The following is a 26167-nucleotide window of genomic DNA, read 5'->3' as shown; positions in this document are numbered from 1 at the left end:
GTACTTGGATAAAAACAGCGCCCGGCCTCAAGGCCCGGCGCCCTTCAGTTATTAACCCTGGCTGACCAGGGCCTCGACAGGTTCAATAGTATCGTGACGGACCACCGCGCCGAACTCCCGCACCATCTGCTGGATGAACGGATCGCCGTGGATCGACTCCTCGGCTTCGCGCTGGCGATTGGCACGGCGGCGCGAAGCGGCCTGGGCCGGGGTTTCCTGCTCGGGCTTGATCAGCTCGATGCTCACCGTCAGCGTGCGCTGGTGATACTGGTTCAGGGCATCGTTCAGGCGCCGCTGCTGGGTGGCGTTGAACAAGGCGCTGTGGGCCGGATCCAGGTGCAGCAACCAGTTGTCGCCCTCGGCGGCGATCAAGGTGCAGTTGGCGGCGATGCTCGCCGTCATCCCGGAAATCGGCAGTTTCGGGAACAGTTCCAGCCACTCCAGGGCCAGGCCGGTGGCCGGCTGGGCAGCCGGTAGCGGCTCGGGTTCCGGCTCGGGATCGGCGGCGTGTTCGCTGGCCAGTTCGTCCAGGTAGCTGTAGGCCGAATCCATGTCCGGCTCGATGTAGTCTTCGTCCAGCGGCGGCTCGTCATCCAGGTCGATGCCCGGCGTCGCGGCATCGACCTCGGCAACGCTGGGCTCCGGCACCGGGGCGCTGACCCACTCCGGCGCATCCGGCACCACGCTGTCCGGGGCTGGCGTCGGCATCGGGGTCAGCTCAGGCTGCTCCGCGGCGATCTCCAAAACGGGCTCGGCGGCCGGCTGCTGCGCGACGACCGGTTCGACCGGATCGTTCCACGGCAGGTCGACCACCTCTTCGACAGCCACAGGCGCTACCTCTGGCGGAGTCTCGACCACGGGTTGCGGCGCAGGCGCCACCGGCGCTACAGGAGCCGGTGCAACGACAGCGGCAACCGCTGCCGGAGCCGCCTCGACCACCGGTGCCGCAACCGGAGCGGCGGCAACACTTACCGGAGCAGCAACGGCTGCGCCAGCCACGGATTGGGCGGAATCAACTGTGGCCTGGCTGATCCCCACTGGCTTTAGCGGCTGTCTCGGCGCGTCTGCCGAGTCCGCAGGCCGGAAGGCCAGCATCCGCAGCAGGACCATTTCGAAACCACCGCGCGGGTCCGGCGCCAGCGGCAGGTCGCGCCGGCCGATCAGGCCCATCTGGTAATAGAACTGCACATCTTCGGCCGGCAACGCCTGGGCCAGGGCCAACACCCGGTCACGGTCGCCATGCCCATTGTCGACACCGTCCGGCAAGGCCTGGGCAATGGCCACACGGTGCAGGACATTGAGAATCTCCGACAGCACACCGTTCCAGTCCGGGCCCTGTTCGGCCAGGTGACGCACAGCCTCGAGCAAGGCCTTGGCATCGCCGTTGATCAGCGCATGCAGGACGTCGTAGACCTGGCCGTGATCGAGGGTGCCGAGCATCGCCCGCACATCGGCGGCCATCACCTTGCCTTCGCCGAAGGCAATGGCCTGGTCGGTGAGACTCATCGCATCGCGCATCGAACCGTCGGCGGCACGGCCCAACAGCCACAGCGCGTCGTCTTCGAACGGCACGTTCTCGACGCCCAGCACGTGGGTCAGGTGCTCGACCACCCGTTCCGGGGTCATGTTCTTCAGGGAGAACTGCAGGCAGCGCGAAAGAATCGTTGCCGGAAGTTTCTGCGGATCAGTGGTCGCCAAAATGAATTTGACGTAGGGCGGCGGCTCTTCCAGGGTCTTCAACAAGGCATTGAACGAGTGGCTGGACAGCATGTGCACTTCGTCGATCAGGTAGACCTTGAAGCGCCCGCGGCTTGGGGCGTACTGCACGTTGTCCAGCAGCTCGCGGGTGTCCTCGACCTTGGTCCGGCTCGCGGCGTCGATCTCGATCAGGTCGACGAAACGCCCTTCGTCGATCTCGCGACATACCGAGCAAGTGCCGCAGGGCGTGGAAGTAATGCCTGTTTCACAGTTCAGGCATTTGGCAATGATCCGCGCGATGGTGGTCTTGCCCACCCCGCGGGTACCGGTAAACAGGTAGGCATGGTGCAGCCGCTGGCTGTCCAAGGCATTGATCAGAGCCTTGAGCACATGGGTCTGGCCGACCATTTCGCGGAACGAGCGCGGACGCCATTTACGTGCAAGAACCTGATAACTCATCGAAAACCGTCGCAACTGGGAAGCGGAAGCCCGTAATGCTAGCGGAGCAAGGGCGAAATTGCATCCGGTGCGCTCGTCTAATCTGGCTAAGCTGCTCTTTGTCAGGCTCGTCAGTGGCCTTTTCCCGCGTGGAGACTCTATGCGTTTAGCCTTGGGCGCCTTTCTGCTGGTTGCCATGAATGGTCTTGCCGCAGAACCTGCCCTGCGCTTCTCGATCCCCGACAGCTGGGCCATGCCCGTGGTACAGATCGAACGCGGCCGGCCCACCCAAGGCATTCTCCACGACATGCTGGCCAGTCTCTCCACCCAGGTCGGCAATCCGGCCGAATTCCACGTCCTGGCCCGGGCCCGCGTGCAGGCGGCGATGGATCATGGGGAAATCGATGTCCGCTGCTATGCCGCCCAGTCCTGGTTGCCCAACCAGGCCGGCGATTACATCTGGAGCATCCCGCTGTTCGTCCAGCGCGACCTGCTGGTCAGCCGCGAGCGGCACCCGTTCCCGGTCACGCCCAGGGATCTGCCGACGCAGCCCGTCGGCACCGTCCTCAGCTACACCTACCCTTCCCTGCAACCCTTGTTCGACAGCCGCCAATTGCTCCGCGACGACGCGCGCAACCAGGAACAGGTGCTGCAAAAACTCTGGGCCGGCCGCTATCGCTATGCGGTAAGCAACCAATGGACGCTGGACTGGTTCAATCAGACCCTGGCGCCCGAGCAGCAACTGCACAGCGTGGCCATCCTCCAGGAACAGGCGGTCGGCTGCGTCATCCGCAACGATCCGGCGCTACCGGTGCAGCGAGTGCTGCGCACCTTGTTGCGCATGAAGATGTCAGGAGAAATCGACGACATCATCGGCCTGTACACCGGCCGCAGGCCGACCGAGAGCGCCCCGCAGAACTACGAGGCACCTTAGGCGTCAACCGACTTCGTCCTGCGGACACCACTCCAGCGGCGGCAGGAAGGTCGCCACCCAGCCCGGCACCTCGCTGGCGGGCATGGGCGGGGCGATGAAATAGCCTTGCGCCACGTCGCAACCCAGCGACATCAGCAACTCACCATGCTCCACGGTTTCAAGGCCTTCGGCCACCACCTGCCGGTCAAACGCCCGGGCCAGGCCGATCAGGGCCTGGGTCAGCGCCAGGTCGCCCTTGTCGTGCAGCATGTCGCGCACGAACATACGGTCGATCTTGATGGTCTGGGTGCGCAAGCGCTTGAGGTAGCTCAGCGACGAATGCCCGGTGCCGAAATCCCCCAGGGAGAACTGTACCCCCAGCGCCTGGCAGGCCTCGAGGCAAGCGCTGACGTGCTGGATATTCTCCACCGCCATCGCCTCGACGATTTCCAGGTCCAGCAACTGCGGGGCAATCTGCGGATGGCGCTCGAGCACCGCCTTGAGCCGATCGACGAAATCCGCCCGCTGAAAATGCCGGGCAGCGATATTGACGCTGATCGGCCAGCGCTGTCCGGCCAGCTGCCATTGCCGCAACTGGGCCATGACCTGCTCCATCACCCACTCGCCGATATCGACGATCAGGTCGGTTTCCTCCACCAGCGACAGGAACTCCCGAGGCGCGACCATGCCCCGCTGTGGATGCTGCCAACGCAGCAACGCCTCGAAACCCACCACCTCACCGCTGCGCATATTGACCTTGGGTTGAAAGTGCAGGCACAGCTCGCCGGCCGCCAGCGCCTGCCGGACCCGCTCCACGGTCTGGTGGGTGGCCTTGACCTCGCGGTCCCGCGACACATCGAACAAGTGAAAGCGATTACGCCCGCTCTGCTTGGCCACGTACATCGCCTGGTCGGCATGCCGCAGCAAGGTGTCGGCATCGTCGTTGTCGGCGGGAAACAGCGTCACGCCGATGCTGGCGCAGACGTTGATCTCCTTGTCCTGGATCAGATAAGGCGCGGAGATCACCCCCAGCACCCGATGCAGCGCCGCCCGCAACTCGCGGATGTCGCGCACATGACGCAGGATCAGCACGAACTCATCCCCCGCCAGGCGCGCCACCACGTCTTCGCCGCGAATGACCGAGCGCAGGCGCGCCGCCACCTCCACCAGCAACAGATCGCCGCTGGCGTGCCCGTAGCCATCGTTGACCGCCTTGAAGCCGTCGAGATCGAGCATGCACACCGCCAGCGCGATGTTTTCCTTGCGCGAGTAATCCAGCGCCTGGTTGAGCAGGTCGGAAAGGAAGGAACGGTTGGGCAAACCGGTCAGCACATCGTGCCCGACCCGCCATTGCAGCGAGTGCAACAAGCGCCGTTTTTCACTGATATCGAAGCGGATCGCCACATATCGCTGGACCCGACCAGTGGCCTCATCGAGCAAGGGCACGACGGTGCTGTCGACCCAATACAAAGTCCCGTCTTTGGCCCGGTTGCAGATCTCCCCCTTCCAGACCTGGCCCAGGGCAATGGTGCGCCACATGGTGCTGAAGAATTCAGGAGGGTGCAGGCCGGAGCCGAGGATTCGGTGATTGGCGCCCAGCAGCTCTTCGCGGCTGTAGCCGGAAATCGAACAGAACTGGTCGTTGACGTAAGTGATCCGGCCGGTCAGGTCGGTCTCGGAAAAAATGGCGGCTGCATCCACGGCCCTGCGGTATTTCTCATCCATGAGTCTGACTCACTGTCGCTAGCGGTTGAACCGCTCGACCAGGGCACGGGGCCCGGAAGAGATGTTTGGGCGTTCACTCTCAATATTTTCGCAATCCCAGGCAGGCCTAGGCTGCTGGTCCGAAAATATCTGCTCAACAGAGGTGACCGGCACATTCAGACGCACGTTAAAACTCCATAGACAGCATTCGACAATGCCAGCCCAAACAAGCCGGCAAGAGGCCGACTCACGGAAAATGGCGCACCGTCTTGCCCCACCTGACACAATTGCAACCGTACAGCGACCGACTCCGTCATTGACCTTTGAATCAACGAAGATCAACTAAAATCAGTTAGGGATCAGCCGAATTTGGCGGGTGGGACACTGGCAATCATCAGCGAGACGTTCGCGCCTGCGCCATACCCTCGATTCTGGTGAACAAGGAAAATGCCAATGAGTTCTTGTTTCATCAGTTCATCTTCTGAAACTAGATCACCAAATGCCTGTCCGAAGCGTCGATTCTACGAATTGCATCACATTTTGCAAGGCAAGGTGATGAATCATGGCGTTGCCTAATGCAAAGATTTATCGTTAAGTTCTTGATTCTAAATGGGAATTGAGCGATGCAAATTTCAAGTTTGGGTCCAGCCATCAGGCGCTACCGCAAGGTAGCGGGGCTTACTCAGGCTGAACTAGGCGAAAAAACCGGTTTTGACCCTAAAACCATCAGCCGCTTCGAAACCGGCACCTACACCCCCAGCGTGGAAGCCCTGTTCCTGCTGGCCGATGTACTGGGAGTGAAGCTGAAAGCCTTTTTCGCAGATCTGGGCGACGAAGACGAACAGCGGGCGTATCTGTTCGGTGTCATTCACAAAGCCACCCCGAAGGACCTGGGAAAGCTGATAGCAGCGGTAGACCTGGCCTTGTCCAAGCCTTAGAGCCGAGCAACACGCAGAGGAGGCAGCCCTATCGAAGCCGATAGCCTGCCTCCGCTTTATTTCCCCCAGATGACTCCTGACAGGAACTGACAGCGGCGCCCCTTAAGCTGGCGTGCGCAGCCCAACCTTTCCAGGAGTCCAGATGATCGCTACCAACACTTACCTTCTGCTATACGTCGACAGCCCCGCCACCAGCGCCAACTTTTACAGCCGCCTGCTGGACAGGCCGCCGGTCGAACTGTCGCCAACCTTTGCCTTGTTCATCCTCGATTCAGGGCTCAAGCTTGGCCTCTGGTCCAGGCAGGATGTCGAGCCAGCCACCCAGGTCACCGGCGGTGGGGGCGAACTGGCCCTGGCCGTGGCCGACAACCCGGCCGTCGATCAGCTACACGACCAATGGGCCGAGTCCGGCGTGAGCATCGCCCAGGCCCCGACCCGCCTGGACTTCGGCTACACCTTCGTCGCCCTGGACCCGGACGGGCATCGACTCAGGGTGTTCTGCCCGGCCCTGGAGTGAACGGGCGTCGCGGCGACAGCACCCGGCAGCACCGAGCGACGCCGCGCCCAGCGCCCCTCCAGCTGCATCGCCATCACGCTGCCGAGGACGATTGCCGCCCCCACGATCACCGTGCCATGTACCCGCTCCTGCAAGACCAGCGCCGCCAGCAGCATGGCGATCGGCGGTATCAGGTACATGGCGATGGATGCCCGGCTGACCTCGACCCGCGCCAGCACATAGGCCCACGCCAGGTAGGCCAGGGCACTGGGAAACAGCCCCAGCAACAACACCGCCAGATTCACCCGCCACGGCGCCTGGACCACCGCGACCGTCAGCCCCGGCCAATACAGGCTTAACAGCAAGGTGCCGGCCCAGACCATGTAGCACACGGTGGTCAGCAGGTCGTAACGCCCCGAATAACGCCGCTGCAACACGAAGTACAAGCCCCAGGAGAAAGCCGCCAGCAACACCAGCAGTCCCTGGGGCTTGATCGATGCCGCGCCCTGGTCGCCCCAGACCACCACGATCGCTCCCAGCAACCCCAGCCCTACACAAGCCCAGCGCCAGCCACTGACTGGCTCCTTCAACCAGAAAAACGCAATCAGGGTACTGAAGATCGGCGCCGACTGCGCCAGCACACTGGATGCCCCCGCGCTCAAACCCTGCTGGCCATAGTTGAGGCTGACGTGATGCAGGGCGATGGCAAAAAAGCCCAGCACCAGCAACCAGGGCAGATCGCGCCAGCGCGGCAAGGCGATTCTTTTCACCAGGGCGATGCCCCCCATGAACAGCGAAGCAATCAGAAAACGCAGCAACGCCAGATGACCAGGCTCGTAGCCTTCCAAGCCAATGTGGATACCCACCGGGGAATAGGCCCAGCACAGAATGACCGCGACGGTCGCCAGGACCAGCTTCAACGCAGGGGAGATATTCAAGACACAGACACTCGGCAGCACCAGGAAGGCCTTCAGTCTCTCGTCCGCCACAACTCACCACAATTAACCGATACTGAGGTAAAACCTCATTGGAAATGAGCAATGGAACTGAGCCAGCTGAAGATGGTGAAAGCAGTCGCCCGCACCGGCAGCATTGCCCGGGCGGCCGAACAACTGCACTGCGTACCCTCCAACATCACCAACCGCCTCAAGCAACTGGAAGACGAGCTGGGCACCCGCCTGTTTATCCGCGCCGGCCGCGGGCTGAAAATCAGCCCGGACGGGGAAATCTTTCTCGGTTACAGCGAGCGCATCCTGGCCTTGGTGGATGAAGCCAAACGCGCGGTCGACCGTCAGGCCGAACCTAGCGGCATCCTGCGCATCGGTGCCATCGAGTCCTGTGCCGGCGGACGCCTGCCGCCGCTGCTAGCGGAATTCCATCAGCGCTTTCCCCAGGTCACCCTGGAACTGGTAACCGGCACCTGGTCGCAGCTGTTCGAAGAACTGCAACACCACCGGATCGACGGCGCGCTGGTGGCGGTCGACACGCCCCAGCCGAAGCTGGAGCGCACCGCCCTCTACAGCGAGCCCCTGGTACTGGTCGCCAGCGCCGACGCCGCGCCCGTGCTGAACCCGCGCGACCTGCAGGACCAGACCCTGTTCATGTGGCCCGGCGGCTGCCCTTACCGCCGCGCCCTGGAGCATTGGCTGAACACCCACGACGTAACCGCGACCATCATCGGCTACGCCAGCTGGGGCACCATCATCGACTGTGTCAGCGCCGGCGCCGGCATGACCCTGGCCCCGGAAGGCGTGCTCGACCGCTACACCCTGTCCGCGGGCCTGACGCGCCACCGCTTCGCCGACCTGCAGCCGATCGACATTCGTTTTGTCTGGAACAAGGAAATAGAACGCCACACCGCACGGGACGCGTTTGCGCAATTGTTGCAGGAGCGATTGGGGAAATGAAACGAGCGACTGGCGAGAGGCCAGATCAGGATGAACGCAGGGGGAGTATTCAGAACATTCGTCGAGGACCGACAGAGGGCGTTATGGAGGCAACCCCACCAGCCACACCCCGGCACACAATGTCACCGCTGCGGCTGCTCCCTTCCAGGCCTGACCGGGTTCACGGCTGATCGTTGCGAGGGGACCAATGGGGTCACCATAACGACGCTCACCTGACGGCGAGCCGCGCCATTGTACCTATCTGCGGCGAAGTTACAACCGCTCTGTACAGATTAAAAAATCTGAACGGCTTCAAGTACTTGGATCATTGCCCATTGCCCCCGCCCCTTGCCGATTCCTGTAGCTGCTGCCGCAGGCTGCGCTCGGTCGCGCAGCGATCACGGGCGACACCGTGTTTCGGTTACAGCTTGGTAAATGGTTGGCGACGGCTTTGCAGTCGATCGCAGCCTGCGGCAGCAGTTACAGGGAACCGCGCATGAGCGAGATGGCCGTTTTGCGGCGAACCGGCAGTCGATTTTTCGCTTTGTTTTGTAAGGGGTTTCCTAGAAACTCTGGAACGCCTTTGGGCGGGTTGTACCCCTGAATTTGATCGGGCAGTCTGCGTGGGTCGTTGCAGTTTCAACGACCCGGATGTGGAAGTCTGGAAGAGTCATTGGTACAGCGCTCAACAGCGACTGCTGGCGTTTTGCGTCCGCAGATCCGTGTTATGGCGACCATGCGTGGGGCACCTTCGAGTGCGCCGGGTTTGGGGTACCAAGGACTCCCCGGTCTTCCACACCCACGCATGGCTGCCACCCTCTCGTGTGGAAGCGAGACTGGCGGCTTTCACCTTTCAGAGAGTCGTAGGTACCCATATGAAAAAGCTCGTCCCCGATCCACCCCTCACCACCCCGCGCCAACTACGCGATCCCGAACTGGATGCGGCCAATGTCTCCCTGCTCCTGTCGCTCAATGACCAGCAGCAACCGCTGCTCACACAACTGAAAGAAACCCGCAGCCAACCGTTCGGCCTGCGCGACGCCTATCAGCGTCCGTTGTTCGCGGTACAGGCCGGGGTAAATGCCGAAGAAGCCTTGATGCATGTTTCGCTGCTGCTCAAATGCGCCGAAGAAGTCTCGGATGAAATCACCGAGCAGGGCAGCGGCATCGAGCGCGGGCTGATCTGGTCCATGGTGCACTCCGTGGAGATGGCTCGCGCGGTGGTCGATGCCCTGCTCGATGGTGTGCGCACCAGCCGCTGACGGCCTTATCCGGGAGCTGGCTTGTTCGCGATGCAGGCGATGCAGTCTGGGAGAGGACCGCGTAGATGCCATCGCGAGCAAGCTTCGCTCCTACAGAAGCGGGAGGTGGGTCAGACTTGTTCGAGTACTTCGTCGGCCTTGCCGCCGGCTTGCTGGATCACCAGGTGGATGAAGTGCAGTTTAGTAATCACCGCTGGCGGCAGGATGAAGGGATAGAAGTCCGGCTGGCCCATGCTGCGTGACAATTCGTTGAGCATGCCGGCCAATTCGATCCAGGCGTTGACGAAGGACAGGAACGCCGGGCCGCCGGGATGCTGCGGGTCATACAGGGTATCCAGTGGGAACGGCTGGTAGTCGAAGTCCATTTCCCGGGCACTCATGCCGAAGCCCAGCGCGGTGTCGAGCGCGTCCATCATGTGCAGGTAATGGGCCCAGGTTTCCGCCCAGTCTTCCCAGGGGTGCATGGTGGCGTAGGCGCTGACACAGGCCTGCGACCAATCGCTGGGCGCACCCTGTTGATAATGCCGGTCCAGGGCCTCGGCGTAGCTCGCACGTTCGTCGCCGAATAACACACGACAAGGCTCCAGCCAATGGCTGTCGGCGATCAGCCGGTCCCAGTAGTAATGCCCCACCTCGTGCCGGAAGTGGCCAAGCAAGGTGCGATAGGGTTCGTGCATCTGCACCCTTACCTGCTCGCGATAGGCGTCATCGGCTTCCTTGATGTCGAGGGTGATCAGGCCATTGGCGTGGCCAGTCATAGACGCCTTGCCCTGCAGATCGACACCGAGGAAATCAAAAGCCAGGCCAGCCGCCTCATCCTCGGTCTTGGCGATCGGCGGCAACCCCAGGCTCACCAGTTGCGCCACCAGGCGGCGCTTGGCGATTTCCACCTTGCGCCAGCGCTCGGGGTTTTCCGGCACGCCAAGATCGGGAATGGCCCGGTTCAACCTGCACGCCATACACAAGGTGCCGGCGCCATAAGCCGGCAGCAGCCAGTTACAGGCCGCCGGGGTATCGAGGTTGGCGCAGCGCCGGAACAACCCCGCTTGCGGGTCGGCATCCAACAGCCAGGTATCGACCTCCGGCCCTGGCCGCAGCGACGACAGGCGACTCTGCTCGGGCTGATAACCCAGGGCCGCCGAACAGGCCAGGCACTGACTGTTGCGAAAGAACAGCGACTGCCCGCAGCGGCACGGCCAGACTTTGCTGTTGCGGCCGTCCTCACGGACAAAGGGCGCGGCGATACGGGAACTGAGCTGTTCGAAGAAGCGGTACATGGCGATCTCTCCCTGGGCTTGCCAAGACTAGATCATGGGGACGGGACTATTGTTCCATCGCCTTGATGGCGATCCGCTTTTCTGCAGGAGCGAGCTCGCTCGCGAAGCGATTGCCATGTCGCATCCTGTGCAAGCCTGGAGTTTTTTTCGCGGGCAAGCTCGCTCCTTCAAGGGAACGCGATTCCATGTAGCCGCTGCCGCAGGCTGCGATAAGGTCCGCAGGACCTTCTGGCGCCCGACAGAGCAACGCCCGCTGCGCGGTCGATCGCAGCCTGCGGCAGCGGCTACAGGGTTATGCCGAGATGCCGTGCTGGCCGAGGAAGGCCACGAAGGCATCTTCATCCAGCACCTTGAGGCCCAGCTCGCTGGCCTTGGCCAGCTTGGAGCCAGCACCAGGACCGGCCACCACGCAATGGGTCTTGGCCGAAACCGAGCCGGCGACCTTGGCGCCCAGGCTTTCCAGCTTGTCCTTGGCCACGTCGCGGCTCATCAACTCCAGCGAGCCGGTGAGCACCCAGGTCTGGCCGGCCAGCGGCAGCCCTTCCACCACCTTCTTCTCGCTCCGCCAGTGCATGCCGAAGGCTTGCAACTGCGCCTCGATGGCCAGCGCCCGCATGGCGTTTTGCGGAACGTCGAAGAACTCGCGCACGGCCTTGGCCTGCTTCTCCGGCAGGGCCTGGCGCATGTCCAGCCAGTCCGCCTTGATCACACCGTCGAGAGTCACGAACTTGTCCGCCAGCTTCTGCGCCGCACCCGGCCCCACCGATGGAATGTTCAGCTTGTCGAGCATGCCGCCCAAGGTGGTGCTGGCGGCGAACTCGGCGCCGAGGTCGCCCTGGTCCTGCAACTGCAGCCCGCACTGCTGTGGATCGAGCAAGGCGCCGATCACCTGCTGGTTATGGCCGTCCTCGAAGAAGCTGTGAATCTCGTGAGCCACTTCCAGGCCGATATCCGGCAGGTAGGTCAGCACTTCCGGCAAGGCCTGCTGCACGCGCTCCAGCGAGGCCAGGGAGCGCGCCAGGACCTTGGCCGTCTCCTCGCCCACATCGGGAATGCCCAGGGCATAGATGAAGCGCGCCAGGCCCGGCTTCTTGCTGTCTTCGATGGCCTTGAGCAGCTTGTTGCTGGAGACCTCGGCGAAGCCTTCCAGGTCGATGATCTGCTCGTACTTGAGCTTGTAGAGATCGGCCGGCGAGCCGATGAGTTTTTCGTCCACCAGCTGTTCGATGGTCTTGTCGCCCAACCCTTCGATGTCCATCGCCCGGCGGGAAACGAAGTGGATGATCGCCTGCTTGAGTTGAGCGCCACAGGCCAGGCGACCGACGCAGCGGTACACCGCGCCTTCGCTGATGGTTTCCTTGCCCTTGCTGCGCTTGACCAATTGCGTGCGTTCGACATGGGAACCGCACACCGGGCAGGTTTCCGGGATATGCACCTGGCGTGCGTTTTCCGGACGGCGCTCGGTGACCACCTGCACCACTTGCGGAATTACATCGCCGGCGCGACGGACAATCACAGTGTCGCCGATCATCAGGCCCAGGCGCGCCACTTCGTCCATGTTGTGCAGGGTTGCATTGGAGACGGTGACACCCGCCACCTTGACCGGCTTCAGGCGCGCCACCGGAGTCACCGCGCCGGTACGCCCGACCTGAAACTCCACATCCAGCAGCTCGGTCAGCTCTTCCATCGCCGGGAACTTGTGGGCGATTGCCCAGCGCGGCTCACGGGCCCGGAAGCCCAGTTCGCGCTGCGAGGCAATGCTGTTGACCTTGAACACCACGCCGTCGATTTCATAGGGCAAGCCATTGCGGCGCTCGCCGATATCGCGGTAGTAAGCCAGGCATTCGTCGATGCCCTTGGCCAGCTTCAGCTCGCGACTGACAGGCATGCCCCAGTGCTTGAGCTGCTCCAGATTGCCGATATGAGTGTCGGCGATGTCAGCGGTGACCAGACCGATCCCGTAGCAGCAGAATTCCAGCGGACGGCTGGCGGTGACCTTCGAATCCAGCTGGCGCAAGCTGCCGGCCGCGGCGTTGCGCGGGTTGGCGAAGGTCTTGCCGCCGACCTCCAGCTGCGCAGCATTCAGTCGCTCGAAACCGGCCTTGGACATGTAGACCTCGCCGCGCACCTCGAGGGTCGCCGGCCAGCCGCTGCCCTGCAGCTTCAGCGGAATGTTGCGCACGGTGCGCACGTTGACGCTGATGTCTTCGCCGGTGGTGCCGTCGCCGCGGGTCGCGCCGCGCACCAGTACACCGTCCAGGTACAGCAGGCTGACCGCCAGGCCATCGAGCTTCGGCTCGCAGCTGTATTCCACCGCCGCCCCGCCACCGAACAGGTCGCCCACCGGCAGGTCGAGGCCCTCGGTCACCCGCCGATCGAACTCGCGCATGTCGGTTTCTTCGAAGGCGTTGCCCAGGCTGAGCATAGGGATTTCGTGGCGCACCTGAGTGAAGGCCGAAAGCGCCGCGCTGCCTACGCGCTGGGTAGGCGAGTCGCTGCTGACCAGTTCCGGATGCTCGGCTTCCAGTGCCTTGAGCTCGTGGAACAGGCGATCGTATTCGGCGTCGGGAATGCTCGGCTCGTCGAGGACGTGGTAGCGGTAGTTGTGCTGATCCAGCTCAGCGCGCAACTCAAGAATGCGGGTTTCGGCGGCGTTCATGGTGTTCTCTCAAAAAGCAAAAGAGCAGCCTAGGCTGCTCAATATTTGTCTGGAGGGTCTTGCAACCCTGTCGCGAACCCGCTCCGGCAAACCAAGGGTTATGCCGGAACGGCTGGCTCGCGAAGCGCTCAGCGCTTCTGGGTCAGGGCGCGACGTTCGAATTCGACGATGCGCTGACGGTAATGTTCGATGGTCTGGGCGGTCAGCACGCTGCGCTGGTCGTCCTTCAGTTCGCCATTCAGTTCCTGGGACAGCTTGCGCGCCGCAGCCACCATCACGTCGAAAGCCTGCTTCGGATGACGTGGGCCTGGCAGGCCGAGGAAGAAGCTCACGGCCGGGGTACTGAAGTGGTCGATGTCGTCCAGGTCGAACACGCCTGGCTTGACCGCATTGGCCATGGAGAACAGCACTTCGCCGTTGCCGGCCATGCTTTCGTGACGGTGGAAAATATCCATCTCGCCAAAACGCAGGCCGCTTTCCAGGATGTTCTGCAACAGCGCCGGCCCCTTGAAGCCGCCGGCGTCACGGCAGATCACACTGATCACCAGCACTTCTTCGGCTTGCGGCTGCTCCTTGTCGGCGTAGCCGGAAGCCTTGGTTTCATCCGGGAAGTCGTCGTCACGGCTGCTGAAGCTCGGGCCGCCGTCCAGATCCAGATTGAGGTTCAGGTCGCCCTGCTGTGGCTCGCTGGCACGTTTGCCACGCTTGGAACCGGATTCGCGCGGTTCGCGCACCGGCGCGCTCATCGACGGCAGATCGTGCTCATCGAGTTGCGGTTCCTTATGGGTATCCAGCACGCGAGGCGGGCCCAGCAGTTCGGCACTGCTGTCGTCGTCCGGCAGGTTGGACAGGCTACGATCCAGACGGAATTTCAACTTTCCCTTGCCGCCGCGCATACGGCGCCAGCCATCAAAAAGAATACCGGCAATGACAATGATGCCGATGACGATCAGCCACTCGCGCAGACCGATTTCCATGTAATCCCGTGCCTCTATGAAAAATGCTGAAAAATAAGAGGTTTAGCAAACTGCAAACCGCTTTAAAACGTGGCGCCAACTCTATGTTCTGACTGGCCTTTTGCCCACGTATAGGAAAAATTGACATTAAACTAGCACGACCAAAGACAACTTTACACCGTCTGTCGCAACGGCTTCATTCAATATGTCGATCAGCCAGTACTCGGCGCAGGTAAAAACCTCTTACTTGTCACTTACATACCGGCCTTGGTCGCCCGGATATCAGGCGTCCACCATCGCCATCGCCTCCTCGACATCCACTGCCACCAAGCGCGAACAGCCGGGCTCGTGCATCGTCACGCCCATCAATTGATCGGCCATTTCCATGGCGATCTTGTTGTGGGTGATATAGATGAACTGCACCGTCTGCGACATCTCTTTAACCAGCCTTGCGTAGCGTCCAACGTTAGCGTCATCCAGCGGGGCGTCAACTTCGTCGAGCATGCAGAACGGCGCCGGGTTCAACTTGAAGATGGCAAATACCAGCGCCAGGGCCGTCAATGCTTTCTCACCACCGGACAACAAATGAATGGTGCTGTTCTTCTTCCCTGGCGGACGCGCCATGATCGTTACCCCTGTATCGAGTAGATCTTCGCCCGTCAGTTCCAAATAAGCGCTGCCGCCACCGAAAACTTTTGGAAAGAGTGCCTGTAAACCGCCGTTAATCTGATCAAAGGTATCCTTGAAACGATTACGGGTTTCCTTGTCGATCTTGCGAATCACGTTTTCCAGGGTTTCCAGGGCTTCCACCAGATCGGCGTCCTGGGCATCCAGATAACGCTTGCGCTCGGACTGCTGCTGGTACTCATCGATGGCCGCAAGGTTGATCGCCCCCAGGCGCTGGATACGCGCGGCAATCCGCTCGAGTTCTTCCTCGGCCTCTTTCTCGCTGGCCTGTTCGGTCAGCGTGGCGAGCACGCCCTGCAAGTCGTAGCCGTCTTCCAGCAACTGGTCCTGCAAGGTCTTGCGGCGCACGCTCAGGGCCTGCCATTCCATGCGCTGCTGTTCGAGTTGGCCACGGATCAATTGCGATTGCTGCTCGGCCTGGCTCCGGCGTTTTTCCGCATCGCGCAATTCGCGGTCGGCATCCTCCATGGCGATCTGCGCGCTCTTGAGCTCGACATCGACGGTCATGCGTTTTTCCAGCAATTCCTCGAGTTTCAGGCGCAGCTCTTCCAGGGGCGCAGCCCCCTCTTCGAGGTTCAGGCTGAGCTGTTCGCGCTTCTCCGTCAGGCGTTCCGATTGCAGCTCCAGGCGCTCCAGGGCCTGCCGGGTGGAATCGTGCTGGGCCTTGAGCGAACCCAGGCGCACCGCCAGCTGATGAGCGTGATCCTTGTGCTGGCGCGCCTCCTGGCGTACCCGGTCCAGGCGCTCGCGCAAACTGTCGCGCTGGGCCAGCAGCAATTCGCGCTGCTCGGTGTCCAGGGCCATGCTGTCGAGGGCTTCCTGCAGCTGCAGACGGGCTTCGCCCACCTGCTCGTGTTCCACGGCGCGCTGCTCGCCCAACTCCGCCACTTCTTCATCCAGGCGGGTACGGCGCAGGGCCAGCTGTTCGGCCTTGGCCTTGCCGGCGGAAAGCCTGGCTTTCAATTCACCCTGCTGACGGGCTTCGTCCTGCAGCAGACGGCGCAGGTGTTCGCGACCATTCTCCTGCTGGCGCTGTTGCGCACGCAGGTTCTGCAAACGGGTTTCCAGGTCTTCCACGCTGGCTTCGCGCTCGTCGCGCTCTTGGCTCAACTGTTCGATTTCCTGGTTGCGCGCGAGCATGCCGCTTTCCGCTTCGCTGGCGCGGCGCACCCGCAGGAAGTGCCGGCCGATCCAGAAGCCGTCGCGGCTGATCAGGCTCTCGCCGGCCGCCAACTGGCCGCGCAGCGCGAGGGCCTGTTCAAGACTTTCCACCGGTTTGACCTGGCCCAGCCAGGGCGCCAGGTCGACCTGGGCATCGACCTTGTCCAGCAGGCTGCCGGGTATCCGCGCGCCCTCGCCCGCCAGTTGGAGCAGGCGCAGATCGCCCTGCTCGAACCCGGCCAGGTCGAAGCCAGCAAAATCGTCGACCAGCACCGCCTGCAGGTCGGCGCCGAGCACGGTTTCCACCGCCAACTCCCAGCCTGCCTCGACCTTCAAGCCTTCGGCCAGACGCGGACACTCGGCCAATTGTTGCTCCTGCAGCCATTGCGCCGCGCCAGTCCCCGGATTGAGCGCCGCCTGCTGCAAAGCCTCCAGCGAGGCCAGGCGCCCGTTGAGACGCTGCAGTTCGCCCTGGGCCTGCTGCTGGGCCTGGGTCGCCTGATGCAGCTCCTGGCGCAGCTGCTCCAGGCGCTCGACCTGACCGTCTTCGCTGGCTTGCAAATCTTCCAGGGTCGCCTCGCTGGCTGCGAGCTGTTCATTGAGTTCGAGGATCGCCGCGTCTTCCGGATCGGCAGCGAGCAACGCACGCTCCTCAATCAGGCGCCGCTGGCGCTCGCCCAGGCGTTCCATGCTGCTTTCGAGCTGCTGGATACGCGACTGCTGCACTTCGGCCTGACGCCGCGGTTCGGCGGACTTGAGGTTGAATGCGTCCCACTGCTCCTGCCAGCCGTGCATGGTGGTTTCGGCTTGTTCCAGGGTCGCGGCGGCCTCTTCGGCGGCGGCGCTGCTAATCTCCTGCTCGGGCTCGAGCATTTCCAGCTCTTCGCCGAGGGTGGCGAGCAAGGTGCGGTCGTGGCCCAGGTGGGATTCGGTCTCCTGGCGCGCGCGCTCGGCCTCGCGCAAGTCGTCCTGCAACTGGCGCAAACGCTGCTGGCCGTGCTGGATGCTCTGTTCGACCCGGGCGATGTCGCCGCCGACCGAATAGAAGCGCCCCTGCACCAGATTGAAGCGCTCGGACAGCTCATGGTGACCGTCGCGCAGGCGCTCGATGGCGGCATCGGCATTGCGTTGCTCCGCCACCAGGGCTTCAAAGCCGACTTCCTGGTTGCCGATGATCGATTCGCGCTGGCCGACCTGCTCGTTAAGCTCCTGCCAGCGCAGTGCCGACAGCTGGGCCTTGAGCTGACGCTCCTCGGCTTTGTATTCCTGGTACTTCTCGGCCGCCTGGGCCTGCCGGTGCAGGCGTTCGAGCTGGCGCTCCAGTTCTTCGCGCAGGTCGGTCAGGCGCGCCAGGTTCTCGTGGGTACGGCGGATGCGGTTTTCGGTTTCCCGGCGGCGTTCCTTGTACTTGGAAATCCCCGCCGCTTCTTCGATGAAATTGCGCAGGTCTTCCGGCTTGGCCTCGATCAGCTTGGAGATCATGCCCTGCTCGATGATCGAGTAGCTGCGTGGCCCCAGGCCGGTGCCGAGGAAGATATCGGTGATGTCGCGGCGGCGGCACTTGGCGCCGTTGAGGAAATAGCTGTTCTGGCTGTCGCGGGTAACCTTGCGGCGGATGGAGATTTCCGCGTAGGCCGCGTACTCGCCGACCAGGGTGCCGTCGGAGTTGTCGAAGACCAGCTCGATGCTGGCCTGGCTCACCGGCTTGCGGCTGGTGGAACCGTTGAAGATGACGTCGGTCATCGACTCGCCGCGCAGGTTCTTGGCCGAGCTCTCGCCCATCACCCAGCGCACGGCGTCGATGATGTTCGACTTGCCGCAACCATTGGGCCCGACCACCGCCGCCATGTTACTGGGGAAGTTCACCGTGGTCGGGTCGACGAAGGACTTGAACCCCGCCAGCTTGATGCACTTGAGCCGCACGCTCAGGCAACCGTCAAGGCGGCGACTACCAGGTCGCAACTGCGCCGGGCATAGGCCGTCAGCACCAGGCGGATCGTCGGCAGGTCACGGGCCAGCACGGCGGCCAGCAGTTGCTCGAACAGGTCGAGGAATTCGCTCATTTCCGCCTTGCGCTGCTCCAGGGCCAGGAAATAGGCACGGCTCATCGCCGGCTGCAGGTTCTCGACGGTTTCCTGCAGGTACGGGTTGTTGGCGAACGGATAGGCGGCGCGCATCACGTTGAAGCTGTCTTCGACGAAGCTGCGGATGTCCTGGCGCTCGTAGGCGGCGATCAAGCGTTGCTGGATCTGCAGGAACGGCGCCATGTCGGCTTGCAGTTCCCAGCCGTTGGCCACCGAGTTGCCCAGCAGGATGTACAGCTCGCTCATCAGGGTGCACAGGCTCTGCACCTTGTGCGGGGTGAGTTCGGTCACATGGGCGCCACGACGCGGCAGGATGGCGATCAGGTGGCGGCGTTCGAGGATCAGCAGGGCCTCGCGGACCGAGCCGCGGCTGACGTTGAGGGCCAGCGTGACCTTCTGTTCCTGAATCCGCTCCCCAGGCTTGAGCTCGCCGCGAATGATGCGTTCGGCGAGGTGGTGAGCGATTTGCTCGGCGAGGCTGTCCGGCGCCTTGAACGTCATGGTTTTCCTTCAAACTCTTAGATCGGTACAAGCGGCGCAGTGTAGCGCAATTGCTACCTCATGGCGGAGTGCCCAAGGGCCTGAATTTGGCACGGAATAAGCAAAAAGCACTGCGACCCGGGAGGGTCAATACTGTTTGAAAGCGCTTGTTGATCGGCAAAAAATAATTTCCTGACCCTTAAGTCAGAAATTAATTGACCGAAAAGTCAGACATGACTAAATTCGGCCCACGTCGGTTACCAATAATAATGAGTCTGCGAGGCCTTCCGTGATCCAGTTTTTACTCAACCAGGAACTCCGTAGCGAGCACAGCCTGGACCCGAACCTGACGGTGCTCAACTATCTGCGCGAGCACCTGGGCAAGCCCGGCACCAAGGAAGGCTGCGCCAGCGGCGACTGTGGCGCCTGCACCGTGGTGGTCGGTGAATTGCACACCGATGACACGGGCGCGGAGCATATCCGTTATCGCAGCCTCAACTCGTGCCTGACCTTCGTCTCGTCGTTGCACGGCAAGCAGTTGATCAGCGTCGAAGACCTCAAGCACCAGGGCCAGTTGCACAGCGTGCAGAAGGCCATGGTCGAGTGCCACGGCTCGCAGTGCGGCTTCTGTACGCCGGGCTTCGTCATGTCGCTGTTCGCCCTGCAGAAGAACTGCGCACAACCCGACTCGCACAAGGCCCATGAAGCCCTGGCCGGCAACCTGTGCCGCTGCACCGGCTACCGGCCGATCCTCGCCGCCGCCGAGCAGGCCTGTTGCGGCAAGCAGCCTGACCAGTTCGACGCCCGCGAAGCCGAGACCATCGCGCGCCTGAAAGCCATCGCCCCCAGCGACACCGGCGAGCTGAACAGTGGCGACAAGCGCTGCCTGGTACCGCTGACGGTGTCCGACCTGGCCGACCTGTATGACGCCTACCCACAAGCCCGGCTGCTGGCCGGCGGCACCGACCTGGCGCTGGAAGTCACCCAGTTCCATCACCCGTTGCCGGTGATGATCTACGTCGGCAACGTCGCCGAGATGAAACGCATCGAGCGCTTCGACGACCGCCTGGAAATCGGCGCCGCCACCGCCCTCTCCGATTGCTACGACGCCCTCAAGGCCGAGTACCCGGACTTTGGCGAACTGCTGCAACGCTTCGCCTCGCTGCAGATCCGCAATCAGGGCACCCTGGGCGGCAACATCGGCAACGCCTCGCCCATCGGCGACTCGCCACCCTTGCTGATCGCCTTGGGCGCGCAGATTGTCCTGTGCAAGGGCAACACCCGCCGCACCCTGGCCCTGGAAGACTATTTTATCGACTACCGCGTCACCGCGCGCCAGGAAAGCGAGTTCATCGAAAAGATCATCGTGCCGCGGGCCAGCGCCCAGCAGCTGTTCCGCGCCTACAAGGTGTCCAAGCGCCTGGACGACGATATTTCCGCGGTCTGCGCGGCCTTCAACCTGCGCATCGAGAACGGCGTGATCGTCGATGCCCGCGTGGCCTTCGGCGGCATGGCCGCCACCCCGAAACGCGCCAAGCACTGTGAAACCGCGTTGCTCGGCGCGCCCTGGAACGAGGCCACCGTCGAACGTGCCTGCGCCGCCCTGGGCGAGGACTTCACCCCGCTTTCGGACTTCCGCGCCAGCAAGGAATACCGCCTGCTCAGCGCCCGGAACCTACTGCGCAAATACTTCATCGAACTGCAAACACCGCACATCGAGACCCGGGTGACCGCTTATGTCTAATCATCACAAAGTCGAGAAGACTCAAGCCGAACTGAGCGCCCTGTTTCAACAGGACCTGGCCACCGGCGTCGGGCGCAGCGTCAAGCACGACAGCGCCGCCAAGCATGTGTCCGGCGAAGCGGTGTACATCGATGACCGGCTGGAATTCCCCAACCAGCTGCATGTGTACACGCGCCTCTCGGACCGTGCCCACGCGAAGATCCTCAGCATCGACACCGCGCCCTGCTACGCCTTCGACGGCGTGCGCATCGTCATCACCCACAAGGATATTCCGGGGCTGAAAGACATCGGCCCGCTGCTGCCCGGTGACCCGCTGCTGGCCATCGACGACGTGCAGTTCGTCGGCCAGCCGGTGCTGGCGGTGGCCGCCCGCGACCTGGAAACCGCGCGCAAGGCGGCCATGGCCGCGGTCATCGAATACGAGGACCTGGAGCCGGTGCTGGACGTGGTCGAAGCCCTGCGCAAACGCCACTTCGTCCTCGACAGCCACACCCACCAGCGCGGCGACTCGGCCAAGGCCCTGGCCAGCGCCGAGCATCGCCTGCAGGGCACCCTGCACATCGGCGGCCAGGAACACTTCTACCTGGAGACCCAGATCTCCTCGGTGATGCCCACCGAAGACGGCGGCATGATCGTCTACTGCTCGACCCAGAACCCCACCGAAGTGCAGAAGCTGGTGGCCGAGGTGCTGGACGTGTCGATGAACAAGATCGTGGTCGACATGCGCCGCATGGGCGGTGGTTTCGGCGGCAAGGAAACCCAGGCCGCCAGCCCGGCATGCCTGTGCGCGGTAATCGCGCACCTCACCGGCCAGCCGACCAAGATGCGCCTGCCACGGGTCGAAGACATGCTGATGACCGGCAAGCGCCACCCCTTCTATATCGAGTACGACGTCGGCTTCGACAGCACCGGGCGCCTGCATGGCATCCAGCTGGAGCTGGCCGGCAACTGCGGTTGCTCGCCGGACCTGTCGGCCTCGATCGTCGACCGGGCGATGTTCCACGCCGACAACTCGTACTACCTGGGCGACGCCACCATCAACGGCCATCGCTGCAAGACCAACACCGCTTCGAATACCGCCTACCGCGGTTTCGGCGGCCCGCAAGGCATGGTCGCCATCGAAGAAGTGATGGACGCCATCGCCCGCCATCTGGCGCTCGACCCGCTGGCGGTGCGCAAGGCCAACTACTACGGCAAGACCGAACGCAACGTCACCCACTACTACCAGACTGTCGAGCACAACATGCTCGAAGAGATGACCGCCGAGCTGGAAGCCAGCAGCCAGTACGCCGAGCGTCGCGAAGCGATCCGCCGCTACAACGCAGGCAGCCCGATCCTGAAAAAGGGCCTGGCGCTGACCCCGGTGAAATTCGGCATTTCCTTCACCGCCAGCTTCCTCAACCAGGCCGGCGCGCTGGTGCACGTCTACACCGACGGCAGTATCCACCTGAACCACGGCGGCACGGAAATGGGCCAAGGCCTGAACACCAAGGTGGCGCAGGTGGTGGCCGAGGTGTTCCAGGTGGAAATCGACCGGGTGCAGATCACCGCGACCAACACCGACAAGGTGCCCAACACCTCGCCGACCGCCGCCTCCAGCGGCGCCGACCTGAACGGCAAGGCCGCGCAGAACGCCGCCGAGACCATCAAGAAACGCCTGGTGGAGTTTGCCGCCCGGCAGTACAAGGTCAGCGAGGAAGATGTGGAATTCCACAACGGCCATGTGCGGGTCCGCGACCAGATCCTGAGCTTCGAGGAACTGATCCAGCAGGCCTATTTCGCCCAGGTCTCGCTGTCCAGCACCGGTTTCTACAAGACCCCGAAAATCTACTACGACCGCGCCCAGGCCCGTGGCCGGCCGTTCTACTACTTCGCCTACGGCGCCGCTTGCGCCGAGGTGATAGTCGACACCCTGACCGGCGAGTACAAGATGCTGCGCACCGACATCCTGCATGACGTCGGCGCCTCGCTGAACCCGGCCATCGACATCGGCCAGGTGGAAGGCGGCTTTATCCAGGGCATGGGCTGGCTGACCATGGAAGAGCTGGTGTGGAACGCCAAGGGCAAATTGATGACCAACGGCCCGGCCAGCTACAAGATTCCGGCAGTGGCCGACATGCCGCTGGACCTGCGGGTCAAGCTGGTGGAAAACCGCAAGAACCCGGAAGACACAGTGTTCCATTCCAAGGCCGTGGGCGAACCGCCGTTCATGCTCGGCATCTCCGTCTGGTGCGCGATCAAGGACGCCGTGGCCAGCCTTGGCGATTACCGGCACCAGCCAAGGATCGATGCACCGGCCACGCCGGAGCGGGTGTTGTGGGGCTGCGAGCAGATGCGCCAGTTGAAGGTGACGCAGGCCGTCGAGGCCGAGTCCGAACTGGCGCCGCTCTAGACCGAGATGCGCCCATCGCGGGCAGGCCTCGCACCCACAGGTTGTGCGTCGTTCGCGCGCCCCCTGCCCGTAGGAGCAAGGCTTGGCCGCGATGATGGCCGAACAGACAACAGCGATGTTGAGGTGAAACATGTACAACTGGATCAGCGCCCTCGCCGACCTGCAAACCCGCGGTGAACCCTGCGTGCTGGTGACCATCATCGAAGAGCTGGGTTCGACGCCACGCAATGCCGGCTCGAAGATGGTCATCAGCGCCACCCAGAGTTTCGACACCATCGGCGGTGGCCACCTGGAATACAAGGCCATGCAGATCGCCCGCGAAATGCTCGCCAGCGGCAAGCAGGATACCCACCTGGAGCGCTTCAGCCTGGGCGCCAGCCTCGGCCAGTGCTGCGGCGGCGTGACCGTGTTGCTGTTCGAACCCATGGGCCAGGCCCAGGCGCAGATCGCGGTCTTCGGCGCCGGCCATGTCGGCCGCGCCCTGGTGCCGCTGCTGGCCAGCCTGCCGTGCAAGGTGCGCTGGATCGACTCGCGGGAACAAGAGTTCCCCGAGCAGATCCCCCAGGGCGTGCACAAAATCGTCAGCGAAGAACCCGTCGATGAAATCGACGACCTGCCCGCCGGCAGCTACTGCATCGTCATGACCCACAACCACCAGCTCGACCTGGAGCTCACCGCCGCGATCCTCAAGCGCAACGACTTCGCCTACTTCGGCCTGATCGGCTCGAAAACCAAGCGGGTGAAGTTCGAACACCGCCTGCGCGAGCGCGGCTTCGACAACGGCGTGCTGCAACGCATGCGCTGCCCGATGGGGCTCGGCGAAGTCAAAGGCAAGCTGCCTGTGGAAATCGCCATCTCCATCGCCGGCGAAATCATCGCCACCTATAACGCCAATTTCGGCCAGCACAGTGCCCGCGCCGAACCCATTGCCAAGCTGCTGCCGGCCTCGCGCCGCAGCCATGCCTCCCATTAAAAAGCCCCGAACCGAGACTGCCTCATGCCTCTGACTCGCAAAGCCTACCGTGCCGCCATCCTGCACAGCATCGCCGACCCCGCCGAGGTCGGCATCGAAGCCTCCTACGAGTATTTCGAGGATGGCCTGCTGGTGGTCGACAACGGCCAGATCAGCGCCCTCGGCCATGCCAGCGAATTGCTCGCCAGCCTGCCCGCCGACATCGAGATCACTCACTACCAGGATGCGCTGATCACCCCAGGCTTTATCGACACCCATATCCACCTGCCGCAGACCGGCATGGTCGGTGCCTATGGCGAGCAGTTGCTGGACTGGCTCAACACTTACACCTTCCCTTGCGAAAGCCAGTTCGCCGACCAGGCCCATGCCGAGGCAGTGGCGGAGATTTTCATCAAGGAACTGCTGCGCAACGGCACCACCACCGCCCTGGTCTTCGGCAGCGTGCACCCGCAATCGGTGAATGCCTTTTTCGAAGCGGCCGACAAGCTCGACCTGCGGATGATCGCCGGCAAGGTGATGATGGACCGCAACGCCCCGGGCTACCTGACCGACACCGCCGAATCCAGCTACCTGGAAAGCAAGGCGCTGATCGAGCGCTGGCACGGCAAGGGTCGCCTGCACTACGCGGTGACACCGCGTTTCGCCCCGACCAGCACCCCGGAACAACTGACCCTCGCCGGGCAGTTGCTCGGTGAATACCCCGACCTGTACATGCAGACCCACATCAGCGAAAACCTGCAGGAAGTCGAATGGGTCAAGGAGCTGTTCCCGGAGCGCAAGGGCTACCTGGATGTATACGACCACTACCAGTTGCTGGGCGAGCGCTCGGTGTTCGCCCACGGCGTGCATCTGTGCGACGACGAATGCGCGCGCCTGGCGCAGACCGGTTCGGCCGTGGCCTTCTGCCCGACCTCGAACCTGTTCCTTGGCAGCGGCCTGTTCAACCTGCCGATGGCCGAGAAGCACAAGTTGAATGTCGGCCTCGGTACCGACGTCGGCGGCGGCACCAGCTTCTCGCTGCTGCAGACCCTGAACGAAGCCTATAAGGTCATGCAGTTGCAAGGGGCGCGCCTGAGCCCGTTCAAGTCGCTGTACCTGGCCACCCTCGGCGGCGCCCGCGCACTGCGCCTGGAAGAGCGGATCGGCACCCTGCAGCCGGGCACCGACGCCGACTTCCTGGTGCTCGACTACAACGCCACGCCGCTGCTGGGCTATCGCCTGAAGCAATCCAAGAGCATCGCCGAGACCCTGTTCGTGCTGATGACCCTGGGCGACGACCGTACCGTGGCGCAGACCTATGCCACGGGCAATCTGGTCCACCAGCGCTAATCCCGGAAACGAAAAATCCCCCGCCTCATGCACTGGGGCGGGGGATTTTTCTACCTGCTGTAAACCCTGTAGGAGCGAGCTTGCTCGCGAAAAGATCGCCAACGATGACGCGTCTTGGCAGACAGGTCGCCGCTTCGCGGCTATCGCGAGCAAGCTCGCTCCTGCAAAGAGATGGCGTTACAGCTTGGCGGGAGAACGGCCCGGCTTCTTGGTCTGCAGCAGGTGCGAGAACACCGCGTGCAGGTCGTCCGAGGCACTTTCCTCGTCGAGGTTGAGCTTGCTGTCGATGTGATCCATGTGATGCATCATCAGGGTCACCGCCAACTCCGCGTCGCGGGCCTCGATGGCGTCGATCAACTGGGTGTGTTCATCGTAGGAACAGTGCGAACGGTTGCCGCTTTCGTACTGGGCGATGATCAGCGACGTCTGCGAGACCAGGCTGCGCTGGAAGCTGATCAGCGGGGCATTCTTCGCCGCTTCGGCAAGTTTCAGGTGGAACTCGCCCGACAGGCGGATACCAGCGCCGCGATCGCCGCGGGAGAAGCTGTCGCGCTCGTCGTTGACCATCTGCCGCAGCTCGGCAAGTTGCTCGGCCGTGGCGTGCTGCACCGCCAGCTCGGTGATCGCCCGCTCCACCAGCCGGCGCGCCATGAATACCTGGCGGGCTTCCTCGACACTCGGGCTGGCCACCACCGCGCCGCGATTGGGCCGCAGCAGCACCACGCCTTCATGGGCCAGGCGCGACAGCGCACGACGAATGATGGTACGGCTGACCCCGAAAATTTCCCCCAGCGCCTCTTCGCTCAACTTGGTGCCAGGCGCCAGGCGCTGTTCGAGGATGGCCTCGAAGATGTGCGCGTAGACAATATCGTCCTGGGTCCCGCTGCGCCCGGCCTTGCCTGCTCGCGGTTGTTTCTTGAGGGGTTGCAACTGTTCGTTCATGGGCACTCGAGTCGGGAGAACTGCGGCGAATTGACCGTGACTGTAATACGGCACAGTGGGTCGCTGACAAGTATCGCGTAAAAACAATGGCACATTGTACACAACCCATGGGGTCCATTCGCAATAACTGTATGGTCCACAGGCTGTC

At 63.0% G+C, this 26167-nt stretch carries 18 protein-coding genes and 1 other RNA gene; 9 read left to right on the top strand and 10 right to left on the bottom strand.

Features of this window, described 5'->3' with window-relative positions; genetic code table 11:
• Positions 1–51: 51 nt before the first annotated feature.
• Positions 52–2157: a DNA polymerase III subunit gamma/tau gene (gene dnaX / locus IF690_RS10355; protein WP_202699985.1), complete on the bottom strand. Its 2106-nt coding sequence runs from the start codon at positions 2155–2157 to the stop codon at positions 52–54.
• 139 nt (positions 2158–2296) lie between these two features.
• Here dnaX and IF690_RS10350 point away from each other — a divergent pair, with 139 nt between their 5' ends.
• Complete coding sequence (locus tag IF690_RS10350) at positions 2297–3070, top strand: substrate-binding periplasmic protein (RefSeq protein WP_202699984.1); 774 nt, start codon at positions 2297–2299, stop codon at positions 3068–3070.
• Between the two features lie 3 nt (positions 3071–3073).
• On the opposite strand, the gene IF690_RS10345 is transcribed toward IF690_RS10350, so the two are convergent.
• Positions 3074–4774 (bottom strand): putative bifunctional diguanylate cyclase/phosphodiesterase, encoded by a 1701-nt coding sequence (locus IF690_RS10345; protein WP_202699983.1) that lies wholly within the window; start codon positions 4772–4774, stop codon positions 3074–3076.
• Between the two features lie 602 nt (positions 4775–5376).
• On the opposite strand from IF690_RS10345, the gene IF690_RS10340 reads away from it, so the two are divergent.
• Positions 5377–5691 (top strand): helix-turn-helix domain-containing protein, encoded by a 315-nt coding sequence (locus tag IF690_RS10340; RefSeq protein WP_007922376.1) that lies wholly within the window; start codon positions 5377–5379, stop codon positions 5689–5691.
• Between the two features lie 142 nt (positions 5692–5833).
• Entirely contained in the window at positions 5834–6208 is a 375-nt protein-coding gene (locus tag IF690_RS10335; protein WP_202699982.1) for a VOC family protein, read from the top strand.
• On the opposite strand, the gene IF690_RS10330 is transcribed toward IF690_RS10335, so the two are convergent.
• Entirely contained in the window at positions 6142–7125 is a 984-nt protein-coding gene (locus tag IF690_RS10330; RefSeq protein ID WP_202701372.1) for a DMT family transporter, read from the bottom strand. The genes IF690_RS10335 and IF690_RS10330 overlap by 67 nt on opposite strands.
• Positions 7126–7227: 102 nt before the next feature.
• Here IF690_RS10330 and IF690_RS10325 point away from each other — a divergent pair, with 102 nt between their 5' ends.
• On the top strand, positions 7228–8094 hold the full coding sequence (locus IF690_RS10325; protein WP_202699981.1) for a LysR family transcriptional regulator: 867 nt from the start codon (positions 7228–7230) through the stop codon (positions 8092–8094).
• Positions 8095–8187: 93 nt separating this feature from the next.
• Here the strand turns inward: IF690_RS10325 and ffs are convergent.
• An RNA gene (gene ffs, locus IF690_RS10320) (signal recognition particle sRNA small type) lies at positions 8188–8284 on the bottom strand.
• Between the two features lie 664 nt (positions 8285–8948).
• Between ffs and IF690_RS10315 the strand changes: the two genes are divergently transcribed.
• Positions 8949–9335, top strand: a complete 387-nt coding sequence (locus tag IF690_RS10315) for a DUF6124 family protein (RefSeq protein WP_202699980.1) — start codon at positions 8949–8951, stop codon at positions 9333–9335.
• Between the two features lie 110 nt (positions 9336–9445).
• Here the strand turns inward: IF690_RS10315 and IF690_RS10310 are convergent, their stop codons facing one another.
• The 5 genes from IF690_RS10310 to IF690_RS10290 form a co-directional block, all read right to left on the bottom strand.
• Positions 9446–10612, bottom strand: a complete 1167-nt coding sequence (locus IF690_RS10310; protein WP_202699979.1) for a zinc-binding metallopeptidase family protein — start codon at positions 10610–10612, stop codon at positions 9446–9448.
• Positions 10613–10904: 292 nt separating this feature from the next.
• Positions 10905–13271, bottom strand: a complete 2367-nt coding sequence (gene ligA / locus IF690_RS10305) for an NAD-dependent DNA ligase LigA (protein ID WP_202699978.1) — start codon at positions 13269–13271, stop codon at positions 10905–10907.
• A gap of 128 nt (positions 13272–13399) precedes the next feature.
• The gene (zipA, locus tag IF690_RS10300; RefSeq protein WP_202699977.1) at positions 13400–14248 is read right to left on the bottom strand and encodes a cell division protein ZipA; all 849 of its coding nucleotides are present in this window, start codon (positions 14246–14248) and stop codon (positions 13400–13402) included.
• A 261-nt stretch (positions 14249–14509) separates the two neighbouring features.
• Entirely contained in the window at positions 14510–17998 is a 3489-nt protein-coding gene (gene smc, locus IF690_RS10295; RefSeq protein ID WP_202699976.1) for a chromosome segregation protein SMC, read from the bottom strand.
• 2 nt (positions 17999–18000) lie between these two features.
• Entirely contained in the window at positions 18001–18660 is a 660-nt protein-coding gene (locus IF690_RS10290) for a GntR family transcriptional regulator (protein ID WP_202699975.1), read from the bottom strand.
• Between the two features lie 268 nt (positions 18661–18928).
• Between IF690_RS10290 and xdhA the strand changes: the two genes are divergently transcribed.
• From xdhA to guaD, 4 genes are all read left to right on the top strand, one after another.
• Positions 18929–20383 (top strand): xanthine dehydrogenase small subunit, encoded by a 1455-nt coding sequence (gene xdhA, locus IF690_RS10285; protein ID WP_202699974.1) that lies wholly within the window; start codon positions 18929–18931, stop codon positions 20381–20383.
• Complete coding sequence (gene xdhB / locus IF690_RS10280; RefSeq protein ID WP_202699973.1) at positions 20376–22775, top strand: xanthine dehydrogenase molybdopterin binding subunit; 2400 nt, start codon at positions 20376–20378, stop codon at positions 22773–22775. The genes xdhA and xdhB overlap by 8 nt, the downstream gene beginning before the upstream one ends.
• A 130-nt stretch (positions 22776–22905) precedes the next feature.
• Positions 22906–23748 (top strand): xanthine dehydrogenase accessory protein XdhC, encoded by an 843-nt coding sequence (xdhC, locus tag IF690_RS10275; protein WP_202699972.1) that lies wholly within the window; start codon positions 22906–22908, stop codon positions 23746–23748.
• Positions 23749–23772: 24 nt separating this feature from the next.
• A complete protein-coding gene (guaD, locus tag IF690_RS10270) occupies positions 23773–25077 on the top strand; it encodes a guanine deaminase (RefSeq protein WP_202699971.1) in 1305 nt (434 codons plus the stop codon).
• A 177-nt stretch (positions 25078–25254) separates the two neighbouring features.
• Here the strand turns inward: guaD and IF690_RS10265 are convergent, their stop codons facing one another.
• Positions 25255–26019 carry a GntR family transcriptional regulator gene (locus IF690_RS10265; protein WP_007932193.1) on the bottom strand — a complete coding sequence of 255 codons (765 nt, stop codon included), beginning with the start codon at positions 26017–26019 and terminating at the stop codon, positions 25255–25257.
• Between the last annotated feature and the right edge of the window lie 148 nt (positions 26020–26167).

This window comes from Pseudomonas sp. SK3(2021) (genome assembly GCF_016772375.1).
GTDB classification, from domain to species: Bacteria; Pseudomonadota; Gammaproteobacteria; order Pseudomonadales; family Pseudomonadaceae; genus Aquipseudomonas; species Aquipseudomonas chlororaphis_I.
This window is presented reverse-complemented; position numbering and strand designations above follow the sequence as displayed.